General features: G+C 59.7%; 23 protein-coding genes. All 23 read right to left on the reverse strand.

Annotation, left to right across the window (positions count from 1 at the left end):
• Positions 1 to 449 precede the first annotated feature (449 nt).
• On the reverse strand, positions 450 to 1661 hold the full coding sequence (tyrS, locus tag GEOBRER4_RS16120; RefSeq protein WP_185243158.1) for a tyrosine--tRNA ligase: 1212 nt from the start codon (positions 1659 to 1661) through the stop codon (positions 450 to 452).
• A 101-nt stretch (positions 1662 to 1762) separates the two neighbouring features.
• Complete coding sequence (locus tag GEOBRER4_RS16125) at positions 1763 to 2551, reverse strand: TIGR00282 family metallophosphoesterase (protein ID WP_085815214.1); 789 nt, start codon at positions 2549 to 2551, stop codon at positions 1763 to 1765.
• Positions 2541 to 4136: a ribonuclease Y gene (gene rny / locus GEOBRER4_RS16130; protein WP_143424364.1), complete on the reverse strand. Its 1596-nt coding sequence runs from the start codon at positions 4134 to 4136 to the stop codon at positions 2541 to 2543. The genes GEOBRER4_RS16125 and rny overlap by 11 nt, the downstream gene beginning before the upstream one ends.
• 8 nt (positions 4137 to 4144) lie before the next feature.
• The gene (locus GEOBRER4_RS16135) at positions 4145 to 4720 is read right to left on the reverse strand and encodes a 5-formyltetrahydrofolate cyclo-ligase (protein ID WP_185243159.1); all 576 of its coding nucleotides are present in this window, start codon (positions 4718 to 4720) and stop codon (positions 4145 to 4147) included.
• 316 nt (positions 4721 to 5036) lie between these two features.
• A complete protein-coding gene (locus tag GEOBRER4_RS16140; RefSeq protein ID WP_185243160.1) occupies positions 5037 to 5318 on the reverse strand; it encodes a cell division protein ZapA in 282 nt (93 codons plus the stop codon).
• A 4-nt stretch (positions 5319 to 5322) separates the two neighbouring features.
• On the reverse strand, positions 5323 to 5499 hold the full coding sequence (locus tag GEOBRER4_RS16145; protein ID WP_185243161.1) for a cell division protein ZapB: 177 nt from the start codon (positions 5497 to 5499) through the stop codon (positions 5323 to 5325).
• 55 nt (positions 5500 to 5554) lie between these two features.
• Positions 5555 to 6784: a signal recognition particle-docking protein FtsY gene (ftsY, locus tag GEOBRER4_RS16150; protein ID WP_185243162.1), complete on the reverse strand. Its 1230-nt coding sequence runs from the start codon at positions 6782 to 6784 to the stop codon at positions 5555 to 5557.
• Entirely contained in the window at positions 6784 to 7143 is a 360-nt protein-coding gene (locus tag GEOBRER4_RS16155) for a roadblock/LC7 domain-containing protein (RefSeq protein WP_085815219.1), read from the reverse strand. The genes ftsY and GEOBRER4_RS16155 overlap by 1 nt, the downstream gene beginning before the upstream one ends.
• Positions 7144 to 7201: 58 nt before the next feature.
• Positions 7202 to 10732 carry a chromosome segregation protein SMC gene (gene smc, locus GEOBRER4_RS16160; RefSeq protein ID WP_185243163.1) on the reverse strand — a complete coding sequence of 1177 codons (3531 nt, stop codon included), beginning with the start codon at positions 10730 to 10732 and terminating at the stop codon, positions 7202 to 7204.
• A gap of 238 nt (positions 10733 to 10970) precedes the next feature.
• Positions 10971 to 11486: a 50S ribosomal protein L17 gene (rplQ, locus tag GEOBRER4_RS16165; RefSeq protein WP_185243164.1), complete on the reverse strand. Its 516-nt coding sequence runs from the start codon at positions 11484 to 11486 to the stop codon at positions 10971 to 10973.
• Between the two features lie 42 nt (positions 11487 to 11528).
• On the reverse strand, positions 11529 to 12548 hold the full coding sequence (locus tag GEOBRER4_RS16170; protein WP_185243165.1) for a DNA-directed RNA polymerase subunit alpha: 1020 nt from the start codon (positions 12546 to 12548) through the stop codon (positions 11529 to 11531).
• A 32-nt stretch (positions 12549 to 12580) separates the two neighbouring features.
• Positions 12581 to 13207, reverse strand: a complete 627-nt coding sequence (rpsD, locus tag GEOBRER4_RS16175) for a 30S ribosomal protein S4 (RefSeq protein WP_026842548.1) — start codon at positions 13205 to 13207, stop codon at positions 12581 to 12583.
• A 56-nt stretch (positions 13208 to 13263) separates the two neighbouring features.
• Complete coding sequence (rpsK, locus tag GEOBRER4_RS16180) at positions 13264 to 13659, reverse strand: 30S ribosomal protein S11 (protein WP_012529391.1); 396 nt, start codon at positions 13657 to 13659, stop codon at positions 13264 to 13266.
• Between the two features lie 15 nt (positions 13660 to 13674).
• A complete protein-coding gene (gene rpsM, locus GEOBRER4_RS16185) occupies positions 13675 to 14043 on the reverse strand; it encodes a 30S ribosomal protein S13 (RefSeq protein WP_085815222.1) in 369 nt (122 codons plus the stop codon).
• Between the two features lie 25 nt (positions 14044 to 14068).
• Entirely contained in the window at positions 14069 to 14182 is a 114-nt protein-coding gene (gene rpmJ / locus GEOBRER4_RS16190) for a 50S ribosomal protein L36 (RefSeq protein ID WP_085815223.1), read from the reverse strand.
• A 32-nt stretch (positions 14183 to 14214) separates the two neighbouring features.
• Positions 14215 to 14961: a type I methionyl aminopeptidase gene (map, locus tag GEOBRER4_RS16195; protein ID WP_185243166.1), complete on the reverse strand. Its 747-nt coding sequence runs from the start codon at positions 14959 to 14961 to the stop codon at positions 14215 to 14217.
• Between the two features lie 2 nt (positions 14962 to 14963).
• Positions 14964 to 15608 (reverse strand): adenylate kinase, encoded by a 645-nt coding sequence (locus tag GEOBRER4_RS16200; protein WP_185243167.1) that lies wholly within the window; start codon positions 15606 to 15608, stop codon positions 14964 to 14966.
• Positions 15609 to 15617: 9 nt separating this feature from the next.
• Positions 15618 to 16925 (reverse strand): preprotein translocase subunit SecY, encoded by a 1308-nt coding sequence (gene secY, locus GEOBRER4_RS16205; RefSeq protein ID WP_185243168.1) that lies wholly within the window; start codon positions 16923 to 16925, stop codon positions 15618 to 15620.
• A 2-nt stretch (positions 16926 to 16927) separates the two neighbouring features.
• Positions 16928 to 17368: a 50S ribosomal protein L15 gene (rplO, locus tag GEOBRER4_RS16210; RefSeq protein WP_185243169.1), complete on the reverse strand. Its 441-nt coding sequence runs from the start codon at positions 17366 to 17368 to the stop codon at positions 16928 to 16930.
• A 20-nt stretch (positions 17369 to 17388) separates the two neighbouring features.
• Positions 17389 to 17568, reverse strand: a complete 180-nt coding sequence (gene rpmD / locus GEOBRER4_RS16215; RefSeq protein WP_012529384.1) for a 50S ribosomal protein L30 — start codon at positions 17566 to 17568, stop codon at positions 17389 to 17391.
• A gap of 17 nt (positions 17569 to 17585) precedes the next feature.
• Complete coding sequence (gene rpsE / locus GEOBRER4_RS16220; RefSeq protein WP_012529383.1) at positions 17586 to 18074, reverse strand: 30S ribosomal protein S5; 489 nt, start codon at positions 18072 to 18074, stop codon at positions 17586 to 17588.
• A gap of 21 nt (positions 18075 to 18095) precedes the next feature.
• Positions 18096 to 18464, reverse strand: a complete 369-nt coding sequence (rplR, locus tag GEOBRER4_RS16225; RefSeq protein ID WP_085815228.1) for a 50S ribosomal protein L18 — start codon at positions 18462 to 18464, stop codon at positions 18096 to 18098.
• Positions 18465 to 18485: 21 nt separating this feature from the next.
• Positions 18486 to 19025: a 50S ribosomal protein L6 gene (gene rplF, locus GEOBRER4_RS16230; RefSeq protein ID WP_185243170.1), complete on the reverse strand. Its 540-nt coding sequence runs from the start codon at positions 19023 to 19025 to the stop codon at positions 18486 to 18488.
• Positions 19026 to 19029: the final 4 nt, after the last annotated feature.

The following is a 19029-nucleotide window of genomic DNA, read 5'->3' on the forward strand; positions in this document are numbered from 1 at the left end:
AATTCTTTTCAGATTTTTTCAAAGTTGTTTTCCGCTGCAGTCACCGATGAGATTACGAGCTTTACGCTCTCAATCTCAAGCTGCTGACTAACAACAGTTAACGAACTTCATTCCGGCTTATTCGGTTGCAAAGAACTGTGCTGCGAAGTCAGACTTTATAGCAAAGACGTTTTTTGCTGTCAATGCTTTTTTTCCGACCCGCTGCCGAACAACTGCGTCGTTCGTCAGCGGATGGTGGTTATAACAAAACCCCTCCCCCGCGTCAACGGGTTTGTCGTTTGTTTTTTCCAATGGTGAAAAGGGGCAACTGAGTAGCCATGGAAGCGGCTTTTTATGGACGGTGTGGACCTGGTGGACCCAATGGACGTTATGGACACTTGCAAATGACACACTGAAAAGGGCGGCGCTGCGCGCCGCCCCACTGTTATCGAATACTGTCTTTTTATGGCCTAGGCGAAACGGACCTTGGCGAAGCGACGCTTCCCGACCTGGATGACATACTCGCCGACACAGGTTATTTCCAGGTTCTCGTCCGACACTTTCTCGCCGTTGATCTTTACGCCGCCGCCCAGGATGGAACGACGCCCCTCACTGTTGGACTTGGTGAGCTGCGCCTCCGCCAACACCTTGCAAAGCAGAACCTTCTCCCCCTCAGCCTTGAGAGTGAACTCCGGCATGTCCTCCGGGGTCTCGTTGTTCTTGAAACGCTTGACGAAGTTCTCGTCAGCAAGGGTGGCAGCCTCTGCACCGTGGTAGCGCCCTACCATCTCACGGGCCAACTGTTTCTTTGCTTCCATCGGATGAATGGCCCCTGCCTTCAGGTCAGCCTTGAGTTTCTCGAACTCGACTATGGTGAGATCGCTCAACAGTTCGTAGTAGCGAACCATCAGCTCGTCGGAGATAGACATGATCTTCCCGTAGATCTCGTCCGCCGGCTCGTTGATGCCGATGTAGTTGCCCAGGGACTTGCTCATCTTGTTCACGCCGTCGAGACCTTCCAGAAGCGGCATGGTGATGACGCACTGGGGAGCCTGCCCCCACTCCCTCTGCAGTTCGCGCCCAACCAGGAGATTGAACTTTTGATCGGTGCCGCCCAGCTCGACGTCAGCCTTGAGAGCCACTGAATCGTACCCCTGAACCAGGGGATACATGAACTCGTGGATACTGATGGGAAGCTGGTTGGAGAAACGGTTGCTGAAATCTTCACGCTCCAGCATACGGGCGACCGTGTATTTGGAGGCAAGCCCTATCATGTCGGATGCGGAGAGCTTACCGAGCCACTCGGAGTTGAACACCACCTTGGTCAGCTTGGGATCGAGGATTTTGAAGACCTGCTCCTTGTAGGTCTCCGCGTTCTTCAACACGTCTTCGCGGGTCAAGACCTTGCGGGTTTCCGACTTGCCAGTGGGATCGCCGATCATCCCGGTGAAGTCGCCGATCAGGAAGTGGACTTCGTGGCCGAGCTTCTGGAACTGACGCATCTTGTGCAACAGCACGGTGTGCCCCAGATGCAAATCCGGCGCGGTCGGATCGAAACCGGCCTTGATCTTGAGCGGCACGCCGGTCTTGACGGATTTTTCGAGCTTTTCAACCAGCTCCTTCTCCACCAGAATCTCTACGGCGCCCCTCTTGATTATTTCCATCTGCTCTGCAACGGTCATCACTTTCCCTCCAAAGTTATTTCAAAAAACCCTCACCCTGTCCCTCTCCCGCCGGGGACGCGTTGGCCGCGGCCGCGTGTCCAAGAGCAGGATTGCCCCCTCTACCCGCAAGGGATGTTGATTCTCTCGATACCCAGGGCCAGGCCGGTTTTCTCGTCTACCTCGATGGCGACGGCGTTGATGCGGATGTCCTTTTTCGCCACCTCGAACTTCGAGGGACGCTGGCTCACGAACTTCAGAATCGCTTCTTCCTTTTTCACGCCGATCACCGAATCGAAGGCCCCGGTCATGCCGGCGTCGGTCATGTAGGCGGTTCCGGCAGTAAGGATGCGCTCGTCCGCGGTCTGCACATGGGTGTGGGTGCCGATGACGGCCGACACGCGGCCGTCGAGGTACCACCCTAGGGAAACCTTCTCGCTGGTCGCCTCGGCGTGAAAGTCAACCAGGATGACCGCCGTCTCTTCCTTCAGTTTAGCTATCTCTCGATCGGCGCAACGGAAGGGACAGTCGAGATTGTTCATGAAGACGCGCCCCTCGAGGTTCAGAATGCCGACCTTCACTCCACCCGGGGTCTTGACGATGGTAGTTCCCCTGCCGGGGGTCCCCTCGGGGTAGTTTGCCGGACGCACGATCCGCTCTTCCCTCTTGATGTACTCGAGCGCGTCCTTCTTGTCCCAGATGTGGTTCCCGGAGGTAATCATCTGGACGCCGCACTTGAACATATCCTGGGCGGTCTCCTCGGTCAGACCAAACCCGCCTGCCGCGTTCTCGCCGTTGGCGATGACCAAATCGACCATGTGGCGGTCCACGATCCGGTGCAATTCACGGGAGAGGGCCTCGCGCCCCGGCTTCCCGATGACGTCACCGATGAAGAGAAGCTTAACGGGCATATTCGGTGGCCCTGGTTTCCCTGATCACGTTCACCTTGATCTGACCCGGATAGGTCATCTCGGTCTCGATCTTCTTGGCAATGTCCTTGGCCAAAACCAGCGCACGGTCGTCGGTCACCTGCTCGCTGGAGACCATGACACGGATCTCGCGGCCAGCCTGAATGGCGAAGGAGGTCAGGACACCGTCGAACGAGGTGGCGATCCTCTCCAGGTCGTCCAGACGCTTCACGTAGGTTTCCATCATCTCGCGACGGGCACCGGGGCGGGCTCCGGAGAGCGCGTCCGCTGCCTGTACCAGGACGGCGAGCACCGTGGCCGGCTTCTCGTCCTCGTGGTGCGCCATGATCGCGTGCACGATCTTCGGGGACTCGCCGTACTTCTTGGCGATGTCGGCGCCGATGACGGCGTGTGAGCCTTCCACCTCGTGGTCGACCGCCTTGCCGAGGTCGTGCAGAAGGCCGGCCCTTTTGGCCTGCTTCACGTTGATGCCGAGCTCGGCGGCCATGATGCCGCAGAGGAAGGCTACTTCCAGCGAGTGCTGGTAGACGTTTTGGCTGTAGGAGGTGCGGTACTTGAGCCTGCCGATCAGCTTGAGGATCTCGGGGTGAATGCCGTGCACGCCCAGATCGAAGGCAGCCTGCTCGCCTGCTTCCTTCATCGCCTGCTCGATTTCCTCCTGGGACTTGGCGACTACCTCTTCGATGCGGCCCGGGTGGATCCTGCCGTCGGCGATCAGTTTCTGCAGCGAAAGCTTCGCGACTTCCCTTCTGACCGGGTTGAACCCGGAGAGGATGACCGCCTCAGGCGTATCGTCGATGATGAGGTCGATGCCGGTTGCCGCCTCAAGCGCCCGGATGTTGCGTCCTTCACGGCCGATGATGCGCCCCTTCATCTCGTCGGAGGGGAGGGTCACCACCGAAACGCTCCGCTCGGCGACGTACTCGCCGGCGTAGCGCTGCATGGCAAGGGCGAGAACCTCCTTCGCCTTCTTGTCCGCAGTCTCCCTGGCCTCCTCCTCCATCGCCTTGATCAGCTTGGCGACGTCGAGCTTGGCCTCGTCCTCCATGGAGTCCATGAGGAACTTCTTCGCCTCGGCGGCGGTCATGCCGGCGATCTGCTCCAGCTTCGCCTTCTGCTCGCCGACCAGCGCGTCGAGCCTTTCCTCCTTCTGCCCGAGCGCCTGCTCTTTGGTGACCAGGGACTGCTCGCGAACGGCCAGCGCCTGTTCCCGCTTCAGGAAGTCCGCGTCACGCTGGTCAAAGAGATTGGTCTTCTTGTCGAGGTTCTCTTCTTTTTGCTGCAGCCTCTTCTCGAGAGCCTGGAGATCACGGCGTTTCTCCCGCGTTTCCTGCTCGAACTGCTTCTCCAGCTCTTCTTTTGCCTGGTATACCGCGTCCTTTGCCTGGACCGCGGCCTCCATGGCCATCACTTCAGTCTGACGCTTGGCGTCCTCGATCATCTTGGCGGCGAGCGTCTCGGCATCGGACACCAGGGAGTTGGATAGTTTTTTGCGCAGCACGTTCCCAATCGCGTAACCGATACCGGCCGCTACAAGAACGAGGATTATGGTTATCGTAATGTCAATACTCACTGTTATTCCCCCTCACATATATTTTTATTAACGCGAACCACCTGAAGCTCAGTGACGATGAAGTCCATCGTCACATCGTGCGGTTCGCCGGCTATCTCTTCAACCAGCTGAAAATCGTAACAAAACGCCACCAGCCTGCCGCTTCTTTCCAGCCGGTGCAGCGACCGGTCGTAGAACCCCTTGCCGTAGCCGATGCGCCTACCGCAAAGGTCGAAGGCAACACCGGGAACCACGATGAGGTCGGCGCTTGCAGGATCTACAGCTTGTCCCTGAGGCTCCAGTATCCCAAACTTGCCTGGAACCAGTCGGTCCAGCGCGCAGACCCTGCGAAATTCAAGATCATCGCCTACGACAGCCGGGTAGAGGAGCGTCTTCCCCGAGGTGAGCGCCGCCATGGCAACGGCGTCAGTCTCGACCTCGTGGTGGATCGGGGCATAAAGCGCCACCACCTTGGCGGCTTCGAACTCCGGAAGTCCGAGGAAGCGCTGGTGCAAAGCGAAGCTCAGGCTCGCCACCTGCTGCCGCGTCAATTCGCGCCTGCGGGCGAGAGTCGCGGCTCTAAGGCTGCGTTTGGGCATAACTTTTCTTATCCGTAGAGACAAAAAGGCAGACGGCAGGCGCCGTCCTGAAGACAGGTACTCTTGGTGGGGGACGCGGATGGTGTTACGGGTGCTGCGATGACAGGTAAGATAGAAAGGGCCGCGTTCAAGTGAAGCGCCATTGAACTTGTATATATTGCAGCCATTAACCTCAGGACATGCTGCTAAACGTCTTTAGGCTACTATCAACAAACACGGGGCAGGGAACATAGGACCCCGCGCAGGTTCTGGCAAAGCTGTGCAACCGTACAACCTATCTGCTATATGTTTAATCTCCCGCAAGAGACCTGAAACTCTAAACCTTCTGCCGATCCAATCGTTCGATGAGTCCGGCGATCCGCTCATTGCTGTTGCGCCGTTCTTCCGCCAGCTCGTTTTGTGCGCCCAGGAGAGCCTCGGCAAGATTCATCAGTGCCAAGATCACTACCACCTGAGTGTCGCCGCCACTTACCGCGGCTTCCGCTTCAGCCAATTTATCATTAACAAGCGCCTCGACCTGCGCCACATGCTCGGGGGCGGAAACGCTCTTTACCTGGAGATCCCTCCCCAGAACCCTTATGCTGTGTGTCGAGATCAAGCTGTCAGACCCCTTCCAACTTCTTGAGAATGGAATCAATTCGGGATTTGAACCCGGCCCTCTCTTCGCTAAGCCGGAAGTTCTCCTCTTTCAGCCTGACGTTTTCGAGCTTCAACTCGGCAACGACATTCATTAGAGAGACTACCCGTTCCTCCAGCTTATTAAACAAGTCGTTACTCATTATTTCACCTTTTGCGGCGAAATCTTATGCAATAAGTACTCAAAAGTCAAGGCAATTATTGGAAAAGAGCCTCCACGAACTGGGCCGGGTCGAACTCCCGGAGATCCTCTACCGACTCTCCTACGCCAATGAACCGAACCGGAAGCGCGTACTCATTACTCACCGCGACCACGACGCCACCCTTGGCGCTGCCGTCGAGTTTGGTCAGAACCACGCCGGAGACGAAAGCGGCCTCCTTGAAGAGCTTCGCCTGGGACAGGGCGTTCTGCCCTGTGGCGGCATCAAGAACCAAAAGCGTCTCGTGCGGGGCGTCCGGAATCTCGCGGGTTAGCACCCGGCGGATCTTCTTCATCTCCTCCATCAGGTTAACCTTGGTGTGCATGCGCCCGGCGGTGTCTATGATGAGAACGTCGGTGCCGCGCGCGACGGCCGCCTTGCAGGCATCGAAGACGACGGCGGAAGGATCCGCCCCCTCCTTGTGGCGCACGATGTCGGCGCCCACGCGCTGCGACCACAGCTCGAGCTGCTCCGCGGCTGCGGCACGGAACGTGTCCGCCGCGGCGAGGAGAACCTTCTTCCCCTCCCCTGCGTAGCGGGCGGCGAGCTTCCCGATGGTCGTGGTCTTGCCGACGCCGTTCACCCCGATGACGAGAATCACGAACGGCTTCTTGTCGGTCACCACCAGCGGCGCGGCATGGGCCATCAGGCGCAGCTGGATTTCCTCCTTCAAGGCCTTTTTCAAGGCGTCACCGTCCTGCAGTTCATCCCGCTTGAGGCGCTGCTCCAGGGTACGGATCAGGTCCACGGTGGTCTTCACCCCCAGGTCCGCAGTGATCAGGATCTCCTCGAGCTCCTCCAGGGTGTCCGTATCGATCTGCTTCTTGCCCAAAAGCAGCGTATCCATACGACCGACGATGCTCTCATGGGTCTTGCTCAGGCTTTTTTTCAGACGCTCGAAGAAGCTGGGCTTAACTGCCTCCGGCTCGGGGAGAGGCTGCACCGCGACCGCGGGTTCATGCCACGCGGGGCGCGGCGCCGGTGCAGGGGGCTCAACCCATGGAGAGCGCGATGGCTCAGCCGATGCGGGTGCCTCGGACGGTGCAGCCTGCGCGACCTGCTCCTGCTGCGGGGGGGGGACCGGCGCCTGCAGCTCCTCGGACTCCGGCGCCTGGCCAGGCTCGCCTTCCTGCCTCGCTTCATTCTCAGAGGGAGCAGGTTCCTCGACCGGCCCCACCCCGAGTTTCTTCAGCAGTCCTTTGAAAAAGCCCTTGTTTTCCTCGGCCATCAATAGATCTCCTTATGCAAAAGCGCGGCGGTCTCCCGGAACTTGTTGAGCGCCAGGAGCGGCAGTGCGTTTCTGTTCATGGTCATGACCAGGGCGTAGTCGTCCCCCACCGCCCCCACTATCACGTGCTGCTGGTCCGTCGTAATCACGCTTTGCTGCACCGGCCCCGTTTCGTATTTGTGGTGCAGCCCCTTGAAATGAGTCAGCAAGATACCCCAGTGCGCGGCGGCCACCTTGATCTCGAAAGCGTCGCCGTCGGTGTGCTGCTCCACGGCCTCTCCCTCCCAATCCGCAAGGATAGCCCCGCTAGCACCCGGCACAGCCTCGACCAGTGAAGTCAACAGTCTCTTGAACGGCACGTCAAGCTCCTACGTCAAATAAGATAGGGTTCAAGCCAGAGGACGCCTTCGGGGGTGGCTAGCGGTTGAGCCGCACCGACACCAGCTTCGAGACACCCGGCTCCTCCATGGTGACCCCGTAGAGGGTGTCGGCCACTGCCATGGTGGCGCGGTTGTGGGTGATGATGATGAACTGCGAGTTGGCACTCATCTCGCGCACCATGTCGTTGAACCTTCCGATGTTCGCGTCATCCAGCGGAGCGTCGACCTCGTCCAGCAGACAGAAGGGCGAGGGCTTGATCAGGAAGATGGAGAAGATCAGCGCCACGGCGGTTAGCGCCTTCTCCCCACCCGAGAGAAGCGACACGTTCTGCAGCTTCTTGCCGGGAGGCTGTACCACGATGTCGAGCCCGGTGTTGAGGAGGTCCTCCTCGTCGGTCAGGCGCAGTTCCGCGTGACCGCCACAGAAGAGCCTCGGGAAGATGGTCTGGAACTTCTCGTTCACCATCTGGAAGGTCTCGAGGAATCGCTTGCGCGTGGTGCGGTTGATGCGCTGGATGGCTTTCTGCAGCGCGTTCATCGATTCTTCCAGGTCGTCCTTCTGGCCCGAGAGGAAGGAGAAACGCTCCTCCATCTCCTTGAATTCCTCGATCGCCATCAGGTTCACCTCGCCCATCTCGTTGATCGACTTTTGCAGTTCGGACTGGCGCGCGGCGCTTTCTTCCTCGTCCCACTCCACCTTGGAATAGTTCAAAAGGGCGTCGGCGATCTCCATGCGGTGCTTTTCGCGCAGGGTCTCCTCCAGGTGGGAAAGCCGCATGCTGACCTCGGTGAGCCGCAGGCTTTTGGCGTTGAGCTGGTCCCGCAAAACAGCGGCCTCGCTGCGGGTTCCCTTCAGCCGGAGCTCCTCCTCCTGAACCGTTGCCGCCTCCGCCTCGTAACGCTCTTTCACCAGGAGCAGCGCCTGTTCGCTTTTAAGCTGCTGCTTCACGATATCGCGCAGCGCCTCCTCGCCCGAGGCGATCGCCGCGATCAGTCGCGTGCGTTCGGCACCCGACCCCTCCAGCTCGCTGCCGCGTGAGGCGATCCGGCTGGTCAGGTCGACGCAAAGCCCCTCCACGCGCCGGTAAGCGCGCTGGGTCGACTCCCCCTTTTCCTTGAGCGCGGCCACCCGCACCTTGAGGGAGGTGACCATCTCGCGTGCCTCTTCCATCTCGAACCGGGATCCTTCCAGGCGTCCCTGCAGCGCCTCGACATTCTTTTCCAGGGCTGCCTTGCGCTCTTCGGCTTCTCCCCGCCGGTTATCCGCCTGTGCGATTTCCTTGGCGACGAGATCCTTCTCTTCGGAGAACTGCTCCTGCTCCATCTCGCGGACGGCGGCATTCTCCTCGAGCCTGCGGCACTCGGCCTGCGCGGACTGGAGGTCCTTTTCCGCGTTCAACACCCTGATCTCCAGGCGATGCAACGACTGGCGCAGTTCGACCCGGTGGGCTTCGGCCTCGGCGATCTCCACCCTCCTGCTTTCGCGTGCAGTTGCCAGCTGCTGCACCTCGCCGGCAAGGCGCTCCACATCGGATCCCAGCGCCTTGATTTCGCGCTTTTTGTGAATGATCCCTTGCTGTGCGGGTTCGGCGGAGCCGCCGTTCAGGATGCCGCCGCCATGGGCCAGGTCACCGTCCGCAGTAACGAAGGTGGCGTGGGGGAAGGAGGCCGCAAGTTCAAGGGCATGATGAAGGTCCCGCGCCAGGTACGCGCCTGAGAGCAGCGGCTCGACCAGCTGCGCGTGCTGGGCCGGAACGGTGACCCGCTCCAAAAGCGGCGCCGCGCCGGCAGGCGCTGCACCTTTGTGGTGCCACGGTGGGGCCGTGATGAAGCTGCAGCGCCCGCCGGAGCTTCCCTTGAGATGCCGGACCGCATCCAGAGCCAGGTCCGGGGAGCCGCACAGAAGGTACTGCAGACGCTCTCCCAGCACGGATTCAAGCGCCACCTCGAACTCTTCCTCGACCTCGATGGCATCGGCCAGCATGGTGAGGGAAGCCCCCTTGAACGAGTCCGCCAGGAGCAGGTTCTTCACCCCCTGCCCGTACCCGGCGAACTGGGCCTCCAGTTCCTGGAGCGACTTAAGCCGCGAGGACGCGGAGGAAAGCTCGTCGCGACGCTGCTGCAGCAGCTTGTCGCCGGCCTCCTGCGCCTGCTTGAGCTCCGCCTCGCGGCTTCCCGCGAGCGTCAGTTCTTCATCCAGCTGCTCTTTATCCCGGGCCAATTGCTCGCGCTCGACCTTGAGCGCGTCCACCTTCCCGTTGGACTCGAAAAGGCGCTCCCCCAGGAGCACGCGCTCCCGTTGGCTTGCCTGCAGGCGCTCGTCTATGGAGGCGAGCCTTTTGACCGCTGCGGCATGCTGGTTGTTCGCCTGGGCGCCCTCGGAAAGTGCCGCGAACAGGGCGCGCCGCGCCTCATCGAGGTCCCGGGTGACACCAGCCTCGCTCGCCGCCATTTCTTCCAGCAGCGACTCCCGGTGCTCCAGCGCCTCGCTCTCGCGGGCGTGCTCTTCGAGAAAGGCTGCCTGCTGGGCCTCCAGCGAGGCAAGTTCGCGCTCCGAAGCGGCCAGCTGGTCCTTGAGCCCCTGGAGTTCTTCCTGGAACCGCGCGCCGTGGCGCTCCTGGTTGGCGAGCTCCCGCCGCTGAAATTCAAGCTTGTTCTCCCCTCCCTGCAGCTCGCTCTTCCAGCGGAAGATCTCCTCCTGGGCTGCGGAAAGCGCGCGCTCGGTCTCCAGCAGGGCCATCCTCTTCCCTTCTATGGAAAGCTCAGCCTCGTTGAGCCGCGCGGTGATGTCGACCAGCTTGGACTCGAGTTCCGCAATTTCCCGCTCCAGCCCCTGCCGCTGCTTCTGCACCGAACCGTACCCCTTGGCGGCGAAAAGCAGCTCGATCTCCTTCAGTTCGAGCCGTATCTCGCGGAAGCGCTCGGCCTTCTTCGCCTGGCGCTGCAGACCGTTCATCTGGCGCTTGATCTCGGAGATTATGTCTCCCAGGCGCAAAAGGTTCTGGCGGGTCGCCTCCATCTTCTTCATGGCGACTACCTTGCGCGCCTTGAACTTGGTGACCCCGGCGGCTTCCTCGATCAGGAAGCGGCGTTCCTCGGGCTTTGCGTGCAGGATCATGCCGATCTTGCCCTGTTCGATGATCGAGTAGGCCTTGGCGCCGATGCCGGTGTCCATGAAGAGCTCGGCTATGTCCAGAAGACGGCATGGGGTCTTGTTCAGCAGGTAATCACTGTCGCCGTCGCGGTAGAGGCGGCGGGTGACCTGGATCTCGGAAAAGTTCAGGTATTTGGCGGGGACGCGGCCGTCCTCGGTGGAGAAGAACAGGGAGACTTCGGCCATGCCAAGCGGTTTCCTGAACTCGGTGCCGCCGAAGATGATGTCCTCCATCGACTTGCCGCGCAGGTTCTTGGCGGACTGCTCCCCCATGACCCAGCGGATCGCGTCGACGACGTTGGACTTGCCGCAACCGTTGGGGCCGACCACCCCGGTTATCGGCTGGTTGAAGTCCAGGACAGCCTTGTCCTGAAAGGATTTGAAGCCGTGTATTTCTAGTCTCTTGATCTTCATGAACTGCGCATATTATCAGAGAGGTGGTTTTTATGTAAAGGAGAAGATGGGGGACTGGCGCCGGGGTAAAGGCTTTTAACAGGGACGAAGGGGATGGAAGGAATAAACGAAGACCAGCAAAAGGAGAAGTTCATCATCAGCGATCATCACGAGGGAGAAAAACGGCTTCTGGCCGCCCACGCGAAAAGGGGCGCGGTTTCCCGCGCCCCTCCTTTTTTGCATCAGTACCAGCCGCGGCCTACGCCTCGGTGGTTTCCTCTTTTTCCTCTGCTGCCGGAGCCTCGGCAACCGGCGCTTCTGCGACCGGTGCTTCTTCTGCCGGAGCAGCGGCAACCGGAGCTGCCTTGGCGGCCTTGGGCGCCTTGGCCGGCTTGGCGGCTGCTTTCTTCGGTTTCATCTCGGCTTCCACCAGTTCGAGTACGGACACCGGAGCATTGTCGCCCGGACGGATGCCGAGTTTGATGATCCTGGTGTAGCCACCCGGACGCTCGGTGTAACGCGGAGCGATCTCGGTGAAAAGCTTGGTCACGACTTTCTTATCGCGGATGTAGGCGGCTGCCTGCCTGGTCGCGTGAAGGTCACCCCTTTTGCCCAGGGTGATCATCTTCTCAGCGATGGAGCGGAGCTCCTTCGCCTTGGCGTCGGTCGTGGTGATCTTTTCGTGCTGGAGAAAGGATGTCACCATATTCCTGAACATGGCGATCCTGTGGCTTGTGGTCCTGCCTAATCTTCTACCCGCGCTATTGTGACGCATATCTTTTCACTTCCTTTCTATCTATAAATAAAGTCTTGAGGACTATTCTTCTTTCTGCTCGCCGCGCAGGCGCCTCATGATCTCGGGATCCGGGAAGTTCTCCAGTTTCATGCCGAGGGTGAGGCCCATGTCGACGAGGATGTCCTTGATTTCGTTCAGAGATTTCCTGCCAAAGTTCTGGGTCTTCAGCATCTCGGCTTCGCTTCTGGAAACCAGTTCGCCGATCAGCTTGATCCCAGCGTTCTTCAGGCAGTTCGCGGAGCGAACCGAGAGTTCCAACTCGTCTACCGAGCGGTACAGGTTTTCGTTGAAACGCTCGCGCTCCTCCTCCGGCTCCGCCTCCTCCTGGGGCTCTACGTCCTCATCGAAGTTGATGAAGATGGAAAGCTGGTCCTTGAGGATCTTGGAAGCGTAGGCCACGGCATCCTGCGGCTTGACGCTGCCGTCGGTCCAGACCTCGATGGTGAGCTTGTCGTAGTCAGTGATCTGACCCACGCGAGCGTTGGTTACAGTGAAGTTCACCTTGTGGACCGGGGAGAAGATCGCGTCGATGGGGATGGTCCCTACCGGCGCCTTCTCGTCGCGGTTGCGGTCAGCGGGGACGTACCCTTTGCCGACCTTGACCATGAGGTCCATCTCCAGGTTCGCGTCCTTGGAGCAGGTCGCGATGTGGTGCTCGGGGTTCAGGATCTCCACGTTGTTGTCCGTGATGATATCCTTCGCCTTCACCACCCCCTCGCCCTTCTGGACGATCCTGATCATCCTGGACTCGTTGCCGTGCACCTTGAGGCGCACACCCTTGAGGTTCAGGATGATGTCCGTCATGTCCTCGGTGACGCCCGGGACTGCGGAGAACTCGTGCAGTACGCCCTTCGCCTTCACGGAGACGATGGCCGCCCCCTGCAGGCTGGAGATGAGGACCCGACGCAGACCTGTTCCCAGGGTGGTGCCGAAGCCCCTTTCAAAAGGCTCGGCAAAGAACTTCCCGTATGTATTTGTGAGCGATTCCGTCTCAACCTGGAGCTTCTTAGGTCTGATCAGATCGCGCCAGTTTCTATACATTTAGATCCCCCTGTATCGGTTGTAGTCAGCCTTTACTTGGAGTAGAGCTCGACAATTAACTGTTCCTGAATCGGCATGGTGATGTCCTCGCGTACCGGCATAGCCTTGACGGTACCTTTGAACGCATCCTTATCCAGTTCAAGCCACTGCGGGATACCCCTGCGTACTACGCCTTCGAGAGATTCGGAGATGGCGGCAACTTTGCGGCTCTTCTCGCGCAGCTGCAGGACATCGCCTGCCTTCACCTGAAGGGAAGGGATGTTGACCTTCTTGCCGTTCAGGGTGAAGTGTCCGTGACGTACCAGCTGACGTGCCTCGTCGCGCGAGGTTGCGAAGCCAAGGCGGTAAGCGACGTTGTCGAGCCTTCTCTCCAGGATGAAGAGGAGGTTCTCGCCTGTCACGCCTTTCATCCGGTCGGCCGTCTCGAAGTAACCGCGGAACTGGTTCTCGAGGATGCCGTAGATGCGACGCACCTTCTGCTTTTCACGCAGCTGAACACCGTAATCTGATACCTTTATGCGGCCCTGGCCGTGCTGCCCCGGGGGATAGCTTCTTCTCTTAATGGCACATTTGTCGGTGTAGCAACGCTCGCCTTTAAGAAATAGCTCCGAACCTTCCCGTCTGCACAGCCTGCATGAGGGCCCTGTATACCTAGCCAATTGAAGACCTCCTTGATCCTAACTGATTGTTCCGTAACTCCAGGCTCGATTAAGGCCTAGACTCTTCTTCTCTTCGGGGGACGGCAGCCGTTGTGCGGGATCGGCGTGACGTCGCGGATGAAGCTGACGGCGAAGCCGGCGGCCTGCAGCGCGCGCAGAGCGGACTCGCGGCCGGAACCGGGACCCTTCACGTACACCTCGATGCTGCGCATACCGTGCTCCTGGGCCTTCTTGGCGGCATCCTCGGCAGCCATCTGCGCTGCGAACGGGGTGCTCTTCCTGGACCCTTTGAAACCCTTGGCACCGGAGGTGCACCAGGCTACCACGTTACCGACCGGGTCGGTGATGGTGATCATGGTATTGTTGAACGTCGCCTGGATGTGCGCGACGCCATTAGGAATATTCTTCTTCTCTTTTTTCTTCTTAACGACCTTCTTAGCCGGGCTCGCCATTATCCCTCCAGAATCTTATTTCTTCTTGCCAGCGACCGTACGAGCCGGCCCTTTGCGAGTGCGTGCATTGGTCTTGGTCCGCTGTCCGCGGCAGGGAAGACCTTTCCTGTGACGAAGTCCGCGGTAGCAGCCGAGATCCATCAGACGCTTTATGCTCATGGAAATGTCGCGGCGCAGGTCGCCTTCGACCTTCACGTTCTTATCAATATACTCCCTGATCTTGGTGACTTCAGCCTCGGTCAGGTCGTCGCAACGGGTGTTCATGTCCACACCGGCTGCCTTGAGAATTTCCTGGGACAGAGATCTGCCAATGCCGTAGATGTAAGTGAGTGAGATCTCTATTCTCTTATTCCTGGGTAAGTCTACCCCTGCGATACGTGCCAATGCCCGCTCCTCCTAATGGTTACTCTTAACCCTGTCTCTGTGAATGCTTGGGAATCTCGCAGATAACGCGGACGATGCCCTTGCGCTTAACTATCTTGCATTTAACACAGATCTTCTTAACCGATGCCCGAACCTTCATAGTTCACTTCCTTTTGAAGACGTATTGCTGTTCTAAATTTGTGTAAGTATCAACGGACCATTGTCCGTTACTGCCACCGTGTGCTCGAAGTGTGCCGAGAGTCCGCCATCTGTGGTGACTGCGGTCCAACCGTCTGCCAGCACCCGCACGTCGTATCCCTTCTCGTTGATCATTGGCTCGATGGCGAGCACCATGCCCGGCTTCAGCTTGGGCCCTTTGCCGGCCACACCGAAATTCGGGATCTGCGGCCCTTCGTGCAGCTCTTTGCCGATGCCGTGCCCGACAAAGTCGCGCACCACGGAGAAGCCGCGCGCCTCGACGTAGGCTTGCACCGCGTGGGACACGTCCGAGAGGCGGTGCAAGGCATCAGCGACCTCGATCGCCTTGTAGAGCGACTCCTCGGTGACCTTGATCAACTTGGCCGCGGCCGGGGAGATCTCACCTACGGGAACCGTAATAGCCGAATCGCCGTAAAAGCCGCCGTAGACGACGCCGAAGTCGAGGCTGACGATGTCGCCCGGGACCAGGACGCGCTGCGTCGCGAAACCGTGAACCACCTGCTCGTTTACCGAACAACAAAGCGAAAAGGGGAAGCCGCTGTAACCCTTGAAGGCTGGCTTCGCCTTCCTCTTCAGCGTTTCCCTCTCCGCGAATGCGTCCAGCTCTGCCAGGGTAACCCCGGGTGCCACCTTTTCCCTGAGCCCGGCCAGGATCTCAGCTACGATCCTTCCGGCGGCCGCCATCTTCTCGATCTCAGCCGGGGATTTGAGTACGATCACCGCTAGGCCTGTACCGCCGCGAGGATGTCCGCCTGGACCCCTTCTACGGTCCCGAGGCCATCGACCGAGCGGAGCAGCCCTGCCGCCTGGTAGTAGGCGATCAGAGGTGCGGTCTGCGCTTCGTAAACCGCCAGGCGGTTCAGGATGGTTTCTTCCTTGTCGTCCTCACGCTGGACTAACTGGCCGGAGCAGGCATCGCATACGCCTGCAACCTTGGAAGGTGCGAAGTCGACGTGGTAGCCGGCGCCGCAATTGGCACAAGCGCGACGGCCGGTGAGCCGCTTCAGGAGTTCTGCCTTGTCCACAGACAGCGAGACTACGTGGTCGATCGACTTCCCCATGCCGGAAAGGACCTGACCAAGGGCGTCTGCCTGGGGGACCGTGCGGGGGAAACCGTCCAGGATGAATCCCTTCTGGCAGTCCGCCTGCGCCAGCCTCTCCTCGACGATGCCGATCACGACCTCGTCGGGAACCAGCGCGCCGGAGTCCATGTACCCCTTGGCCTTCGCTCCCATGGGAGTGAGCTCTTTAACGGCAGCCCGCAGAATATCGCCTGTCGATATCTGCGGGATACCAAACCTGTCTATGAGAAGTTTTGCCTGGGTCCCCTTGCCGACGCCCGGGGGTCCGAGGAGGATGAGATTCATGATAACCCCTTACCTTCTACCCTGTATGCGCACACCCTTCATGAACCCTTCGTAGCTACGGGTAATCAGGTGCGCCTCTATCTGCGCCAGGGTGTCCATGCCAACGCCAACGGCGATGAGCAGGGAAGTGCCGCCGAAGTAGAAGGGGAGGTTGAATTTCCCGATCAGGATCGAAGGAAGCACACAGACAGCGGAGATGTAGATGGCACCGGCGAAGGTCAATTTGGTCAGCACCGCGTCGAGGAAGTCGGAGGTCTCCTTGCCGGGACGGATCCCGGGGACGTACCCCCCCTGCTTCTTGACGTTGTCGGCGACATCAACCGGGTTGAAAGTCACAGCCGTGTAGAAGTAACAGAAAAAGACGATAAAGGCAACAAATAAAATCTCGTAGAGCAACTTTCCGGGGGCCAGCTGTTTCGATGCTGCCTGCACCCAGGGGACGTCGATGAAGTTGCCCACCGTGGCCGGGAACATGATGATCGACGAAGCAAAGATCGGCGGGATGACGCCGGCCATGTTCACCTTAAGCGGCAGGTGCGAACTCTGCGCGCCGACGGTCTTGAGCCCCACAACCCTCTTGGCATAGTGGATCGGGATCCTGCGCTGGCCGCGCTCCATGAAGACCACCGCCGCGATCACCGCGAACATCACCGCGGCGATCAGGATCAACACGAAGAGAGAGAGCTCGCCGGTCTTGACCAGGCGGAAGCTGTTGCCGATGGCGTTCGGGATACGAGCCACGATGCCGGCGAAGATGATCAGGGAGATACCGTTGCCGATCCCCTTCTCGGACATCTGCTCGCCGAGCCACATAATGAACGCGGTACCTGCGGTCAGGGTGATCACCGTCATCAGCCTGAAGCTCCAGCCCGGATTCGGCACCACCAGCTCGCCGGCGGGGCCGCGCATGGCTTCGAGGCCGATGCTGATGCCGAACGCCTGGACCACCGCCAGCACGATGGTGCCGTAGCGGGTGTACTGGATGATCTTCTTCCTGCCAGCGTCACCTTCCTTGGAAAGCTTCTCGACGGCGGGAAGCACTACGGTGAGGAGCTGGAAGATGATGGAGGAGGAGATGTACGGCATGATGCCGAGGGCGAAGACGGTCAGCTTCTCGAGAGCCCCGCCAGAAAACATGTCGAACATACCGAGCAGCGTGCCCTGCGCAGCCTTGAAGAACTGCGAGAGCGCCTGGGCGTCGATCCCCGGAGTAGGGATGTGGCACCCTACCCGGTAGACGGCCAGCATGGCCAGCGAAAACAGGACCTTCTTTTTGAGCTCGGGGATCTTGAAAATGTTCTGGAAGGCTTCTATCAAGACTAAATCTCCTCGATGGATCCACCTGCCGCAGTTATTTTTTCGCGAGCAGAGGCGCTGAATTTGTGAGCCTTGATGGTCAGTGCCCGGGTGATGTCACCCGTTGCCAGCACCTTGATGCCGTCGCGCACGCCGGAGATGATCCCGCTCTTCAGAAGCGCCTCGGCGTCGATGACGCTCCCCGCCTCGAACACTTCCAGCTGGCAGAGGTTCACCAGGGCGTAGTCCTTCTTGGACAGCGGGGTGAATCCGCGCTTGGGAAGCCTTCTGTGCATCGGCATCTGGCCGCCCTCGAAGCCGGGCTTCACAGAACCGCCGGAGCGCGCCTTCTGGCCTTTGTGGCCCTTGGTAGCGGTCTTGCCGTGACCGGAGCCGATGCCCCTGCCGATACGCTTTCTATTCTTGGTCGACCCGACGGCCGGTTTGATGGTATTTAATTGCATTTTTATCACCTTTAGGGGGATTACTCTTCGACTCTTACCAGATGGGCCACCTTGGCGATCATGCCGCGGATCTCCGGGGTGTCCTGCAGGGTCACGGTCTTCTCACGCTTGGTGAGCCCCATGCCGAGCAGACGGCCTTTCATTTTCTCGGACTGGCCGATGGCGCTCCGAACCAGGGTTATCTTCAGTTCTGCAGACATGTTCAACTCCTTAAATGCTATTCGGTGATGCCGCGACGCGCCATCAGCTCTTCCGCAGTCTTGAGACGGGAGAGACCCGCGAATGCGGCCTTGACCACGTTGTGCGGGTTGTTGGAGCCCAGGCACTTGGCAAGGATGTTGTGCAGACCTGCCGACTCGAATACCGCGCGGGCGGCGCCGCCTGCGATGACACCGGTACCCGGGGAAGCGGGCATCATGAGAACCTTGCCCGCGCCGAAGCAGCCGAGGATCTCGAACGGGATGGTCTGGCCGGCCACGATGGGAACCTTGATCAGGTTCTTCTTGGCCTGCTCGACCCCTTTGCGGATCGCTTCCGGCACTTCGTTGGCCTTGCCCAGGCCGTAGCCCACGCAGCCGTTACCGTCGCCTACCACCACGAGGGCGGAGAAGCTGAACCTGCGGCCACCCTTCACCACCTTGGCTACGCGGCTGATGTGGACGACCCTATCGGTAAGATTCATTTCACTGGCATTGATCTTAAGCAAACTAATTCCTCCTTACCTGCCCTAGAAGGACAGACCGTTTTCGCGTGCGGCGTCAGCCAGAGCTTTGATCCTACCGTGGTAGAGGAAGCCGTTGCGGTCGAAGACCACCGCGGTGATTTCCTTCTCCAGGGCCTTCTTGGCAATCGCGGCGCCCACCTTGGCGGCAGCTTCGATGTTGCCGGTGTAGCTGAGCCCCTCGGCAACGTCGCCCACCAGGGTGGAGGCCGAGGCGAGGGTTGCGCCGGTGGTGTCGTCGATCAACTGAGCGTATATGTGGCGTGCACTCTTGAAGACGTTCAGTCTCGGGCGTGCCGGCGATCCGGTTATTTTCTTCCTGACCCTGGTCTGTCTCTTAAGACGAGCTACCTGTTTTTGGGCTAAAGAACTCAAGGCACTTCTCCTTAGCAATTGCTATTTTTTACCGGTTTTGCCGGCTTTTCTCAGAATCGTTTCGTCAGCGTACTTCACACCCTTGCCCTTGTACGGCTCGGGCGGACGGAACGCGCGGATCTTGGCGGCGGTCTCGCCGACCATCTCCTTGTCGATGCCCATGACCTTCAGCTTGGTCATCTTCTCCACCTCGACGGTGATGCCTGCCGGAAGCTCGAAGTTGACCGGGTGCGAGAAGCCCAGGGCCAGGTTCAGCACGTTGCCCTTCACCTCGGCGCGGTAACCGACGCCGTTGATCTCGAGCAGCGTCTCGAACCCTTTGGAGACGCCGACCACCATGTTGTTGATCAGGGTCCTGGTCAGGCCGTGGGCCGAGCGGGACTTGATGGTGTCGTCGTTCCTGTTCACCGTGATCGCCTGCGCGGTCACGTCGACGGAGACGCCTTCCCCGATGCTGCGGGCGAGTTTCCCTTTCGGGCCCTCCACCTTGATCTCAGGGGCGTTGTATATGACTTTCACCCCCGCGGGAATCGCGATGGGAAGTTTTCCTATTCTAGACATGCAA

Source organism: Citrifermentans bremense, from assembly GCF_014218275.1.
In the GTDB taxonomy this organism is placed as follows: domain Bacteria; phylum Desulfobacterota; class Desulfuromonadia; order Geobacterales; family Geobacteraceae; genus Geomonas; species Geomonas pelophila.

Bases quoted from the DNA above. Each gene is read 5' to 3' on its own strand.
- tyrS (WP_185243158.1), bottom strand. From the start codon at position 1,661: ATGACCGTTGCAGAGCAGATGGAAATAATCAAGAGGGGCGCCGTAGAG.
- GEOBRER4_RS16125 (WP_085815214.1), bottom strand. From the start codon at position 2,551: ATGCCCGTTAAGCTTCTCTTCATCGGTGACGTCATCGGGAAGCCGGGG.
- GEOBRER4_RS16135 (WP_185243159.1), bottom strand. From the start codon at position 4,720: ATGCCCAAACGCAGCCTTAGAGCCGCGACTCTCGCCCGCAGGCGCGAA.
- GEOBRER4_RS16145 (WP_185243161.1), bottom strand. From the start codon at position 5,499: ATGAGTAACGACTTGTTTAATAAGCTGGAGGAACGGGTAGTCTCTCTA.
- ftsY (WP_185243162.1), bottom strand. From the start codon at position 6,784: ATGGCCGAGGAAAACAAGGGCTTTTTCAAAGGACTGCTGAAGAAACTC.
- smc (WP_185243163.1), bottom strand. From the start codon at position 10,732: ATGAAGATCAAGAGACTAGAAATACACGGCTTCAAATCCTTTCAGGAC.
- rplQ (WP_185243164.1), bottom strand. From the start codon at position 11,486: ATGCGTCACAATAGCGCGGGTAGAAGATTAGGCAGGACCACAAGCCAC.
- GEOBRER4_RS16170 (WP_185243165.1), bottom strand. From the start codon at position 12,548: ATGTATAGAAACTGGCGCGATCTGATCAGACCTAAGAAGCTCCAGGTT.
- rpsK (WP_012529391.1), bottom strand. From the start codon at position 13,659: ATGGCGAGCCCGGCTAAGAAGGTCGTTAAGAAGAAAAAAGAGAAGAAG.
- rpmJ (WP_085815223.1), bottom strand. From the start codon at position 14,182: ATGAAGGTTCGGGCATCGGTTAAGAAGATCTGTGTTAAATGCAAGATA.
- GEOBRER4_RS16200 (WP_185243167.1), bottom strand. From the start codon at position 15,608: ATGAATCTCATCCTCCTCGGACCCCCGGGCGTCGGCAAGGGGACCCAG.
- rplO (WP_185243169.1), bottom strand. From the start codon at position 17,368: ATGCAATTAAATACCATCAAACCGGCCGTCGGGTCGACCAAGAATAGA.
- rpmD (WP_012529384.1), bottom strand. From the start codon at position 17,568: ATGTCTGCAGAACTGAAGATAACCCTGGTTCGGAGCGCCATCGGCCAG.
- rplF (WP_185243170.1), bottom strand. From the start codon at position 19,025: ATGTCTAGAATAGGAAAACTTCCCATCGCGATTCCCGCGGGGGTGAAA.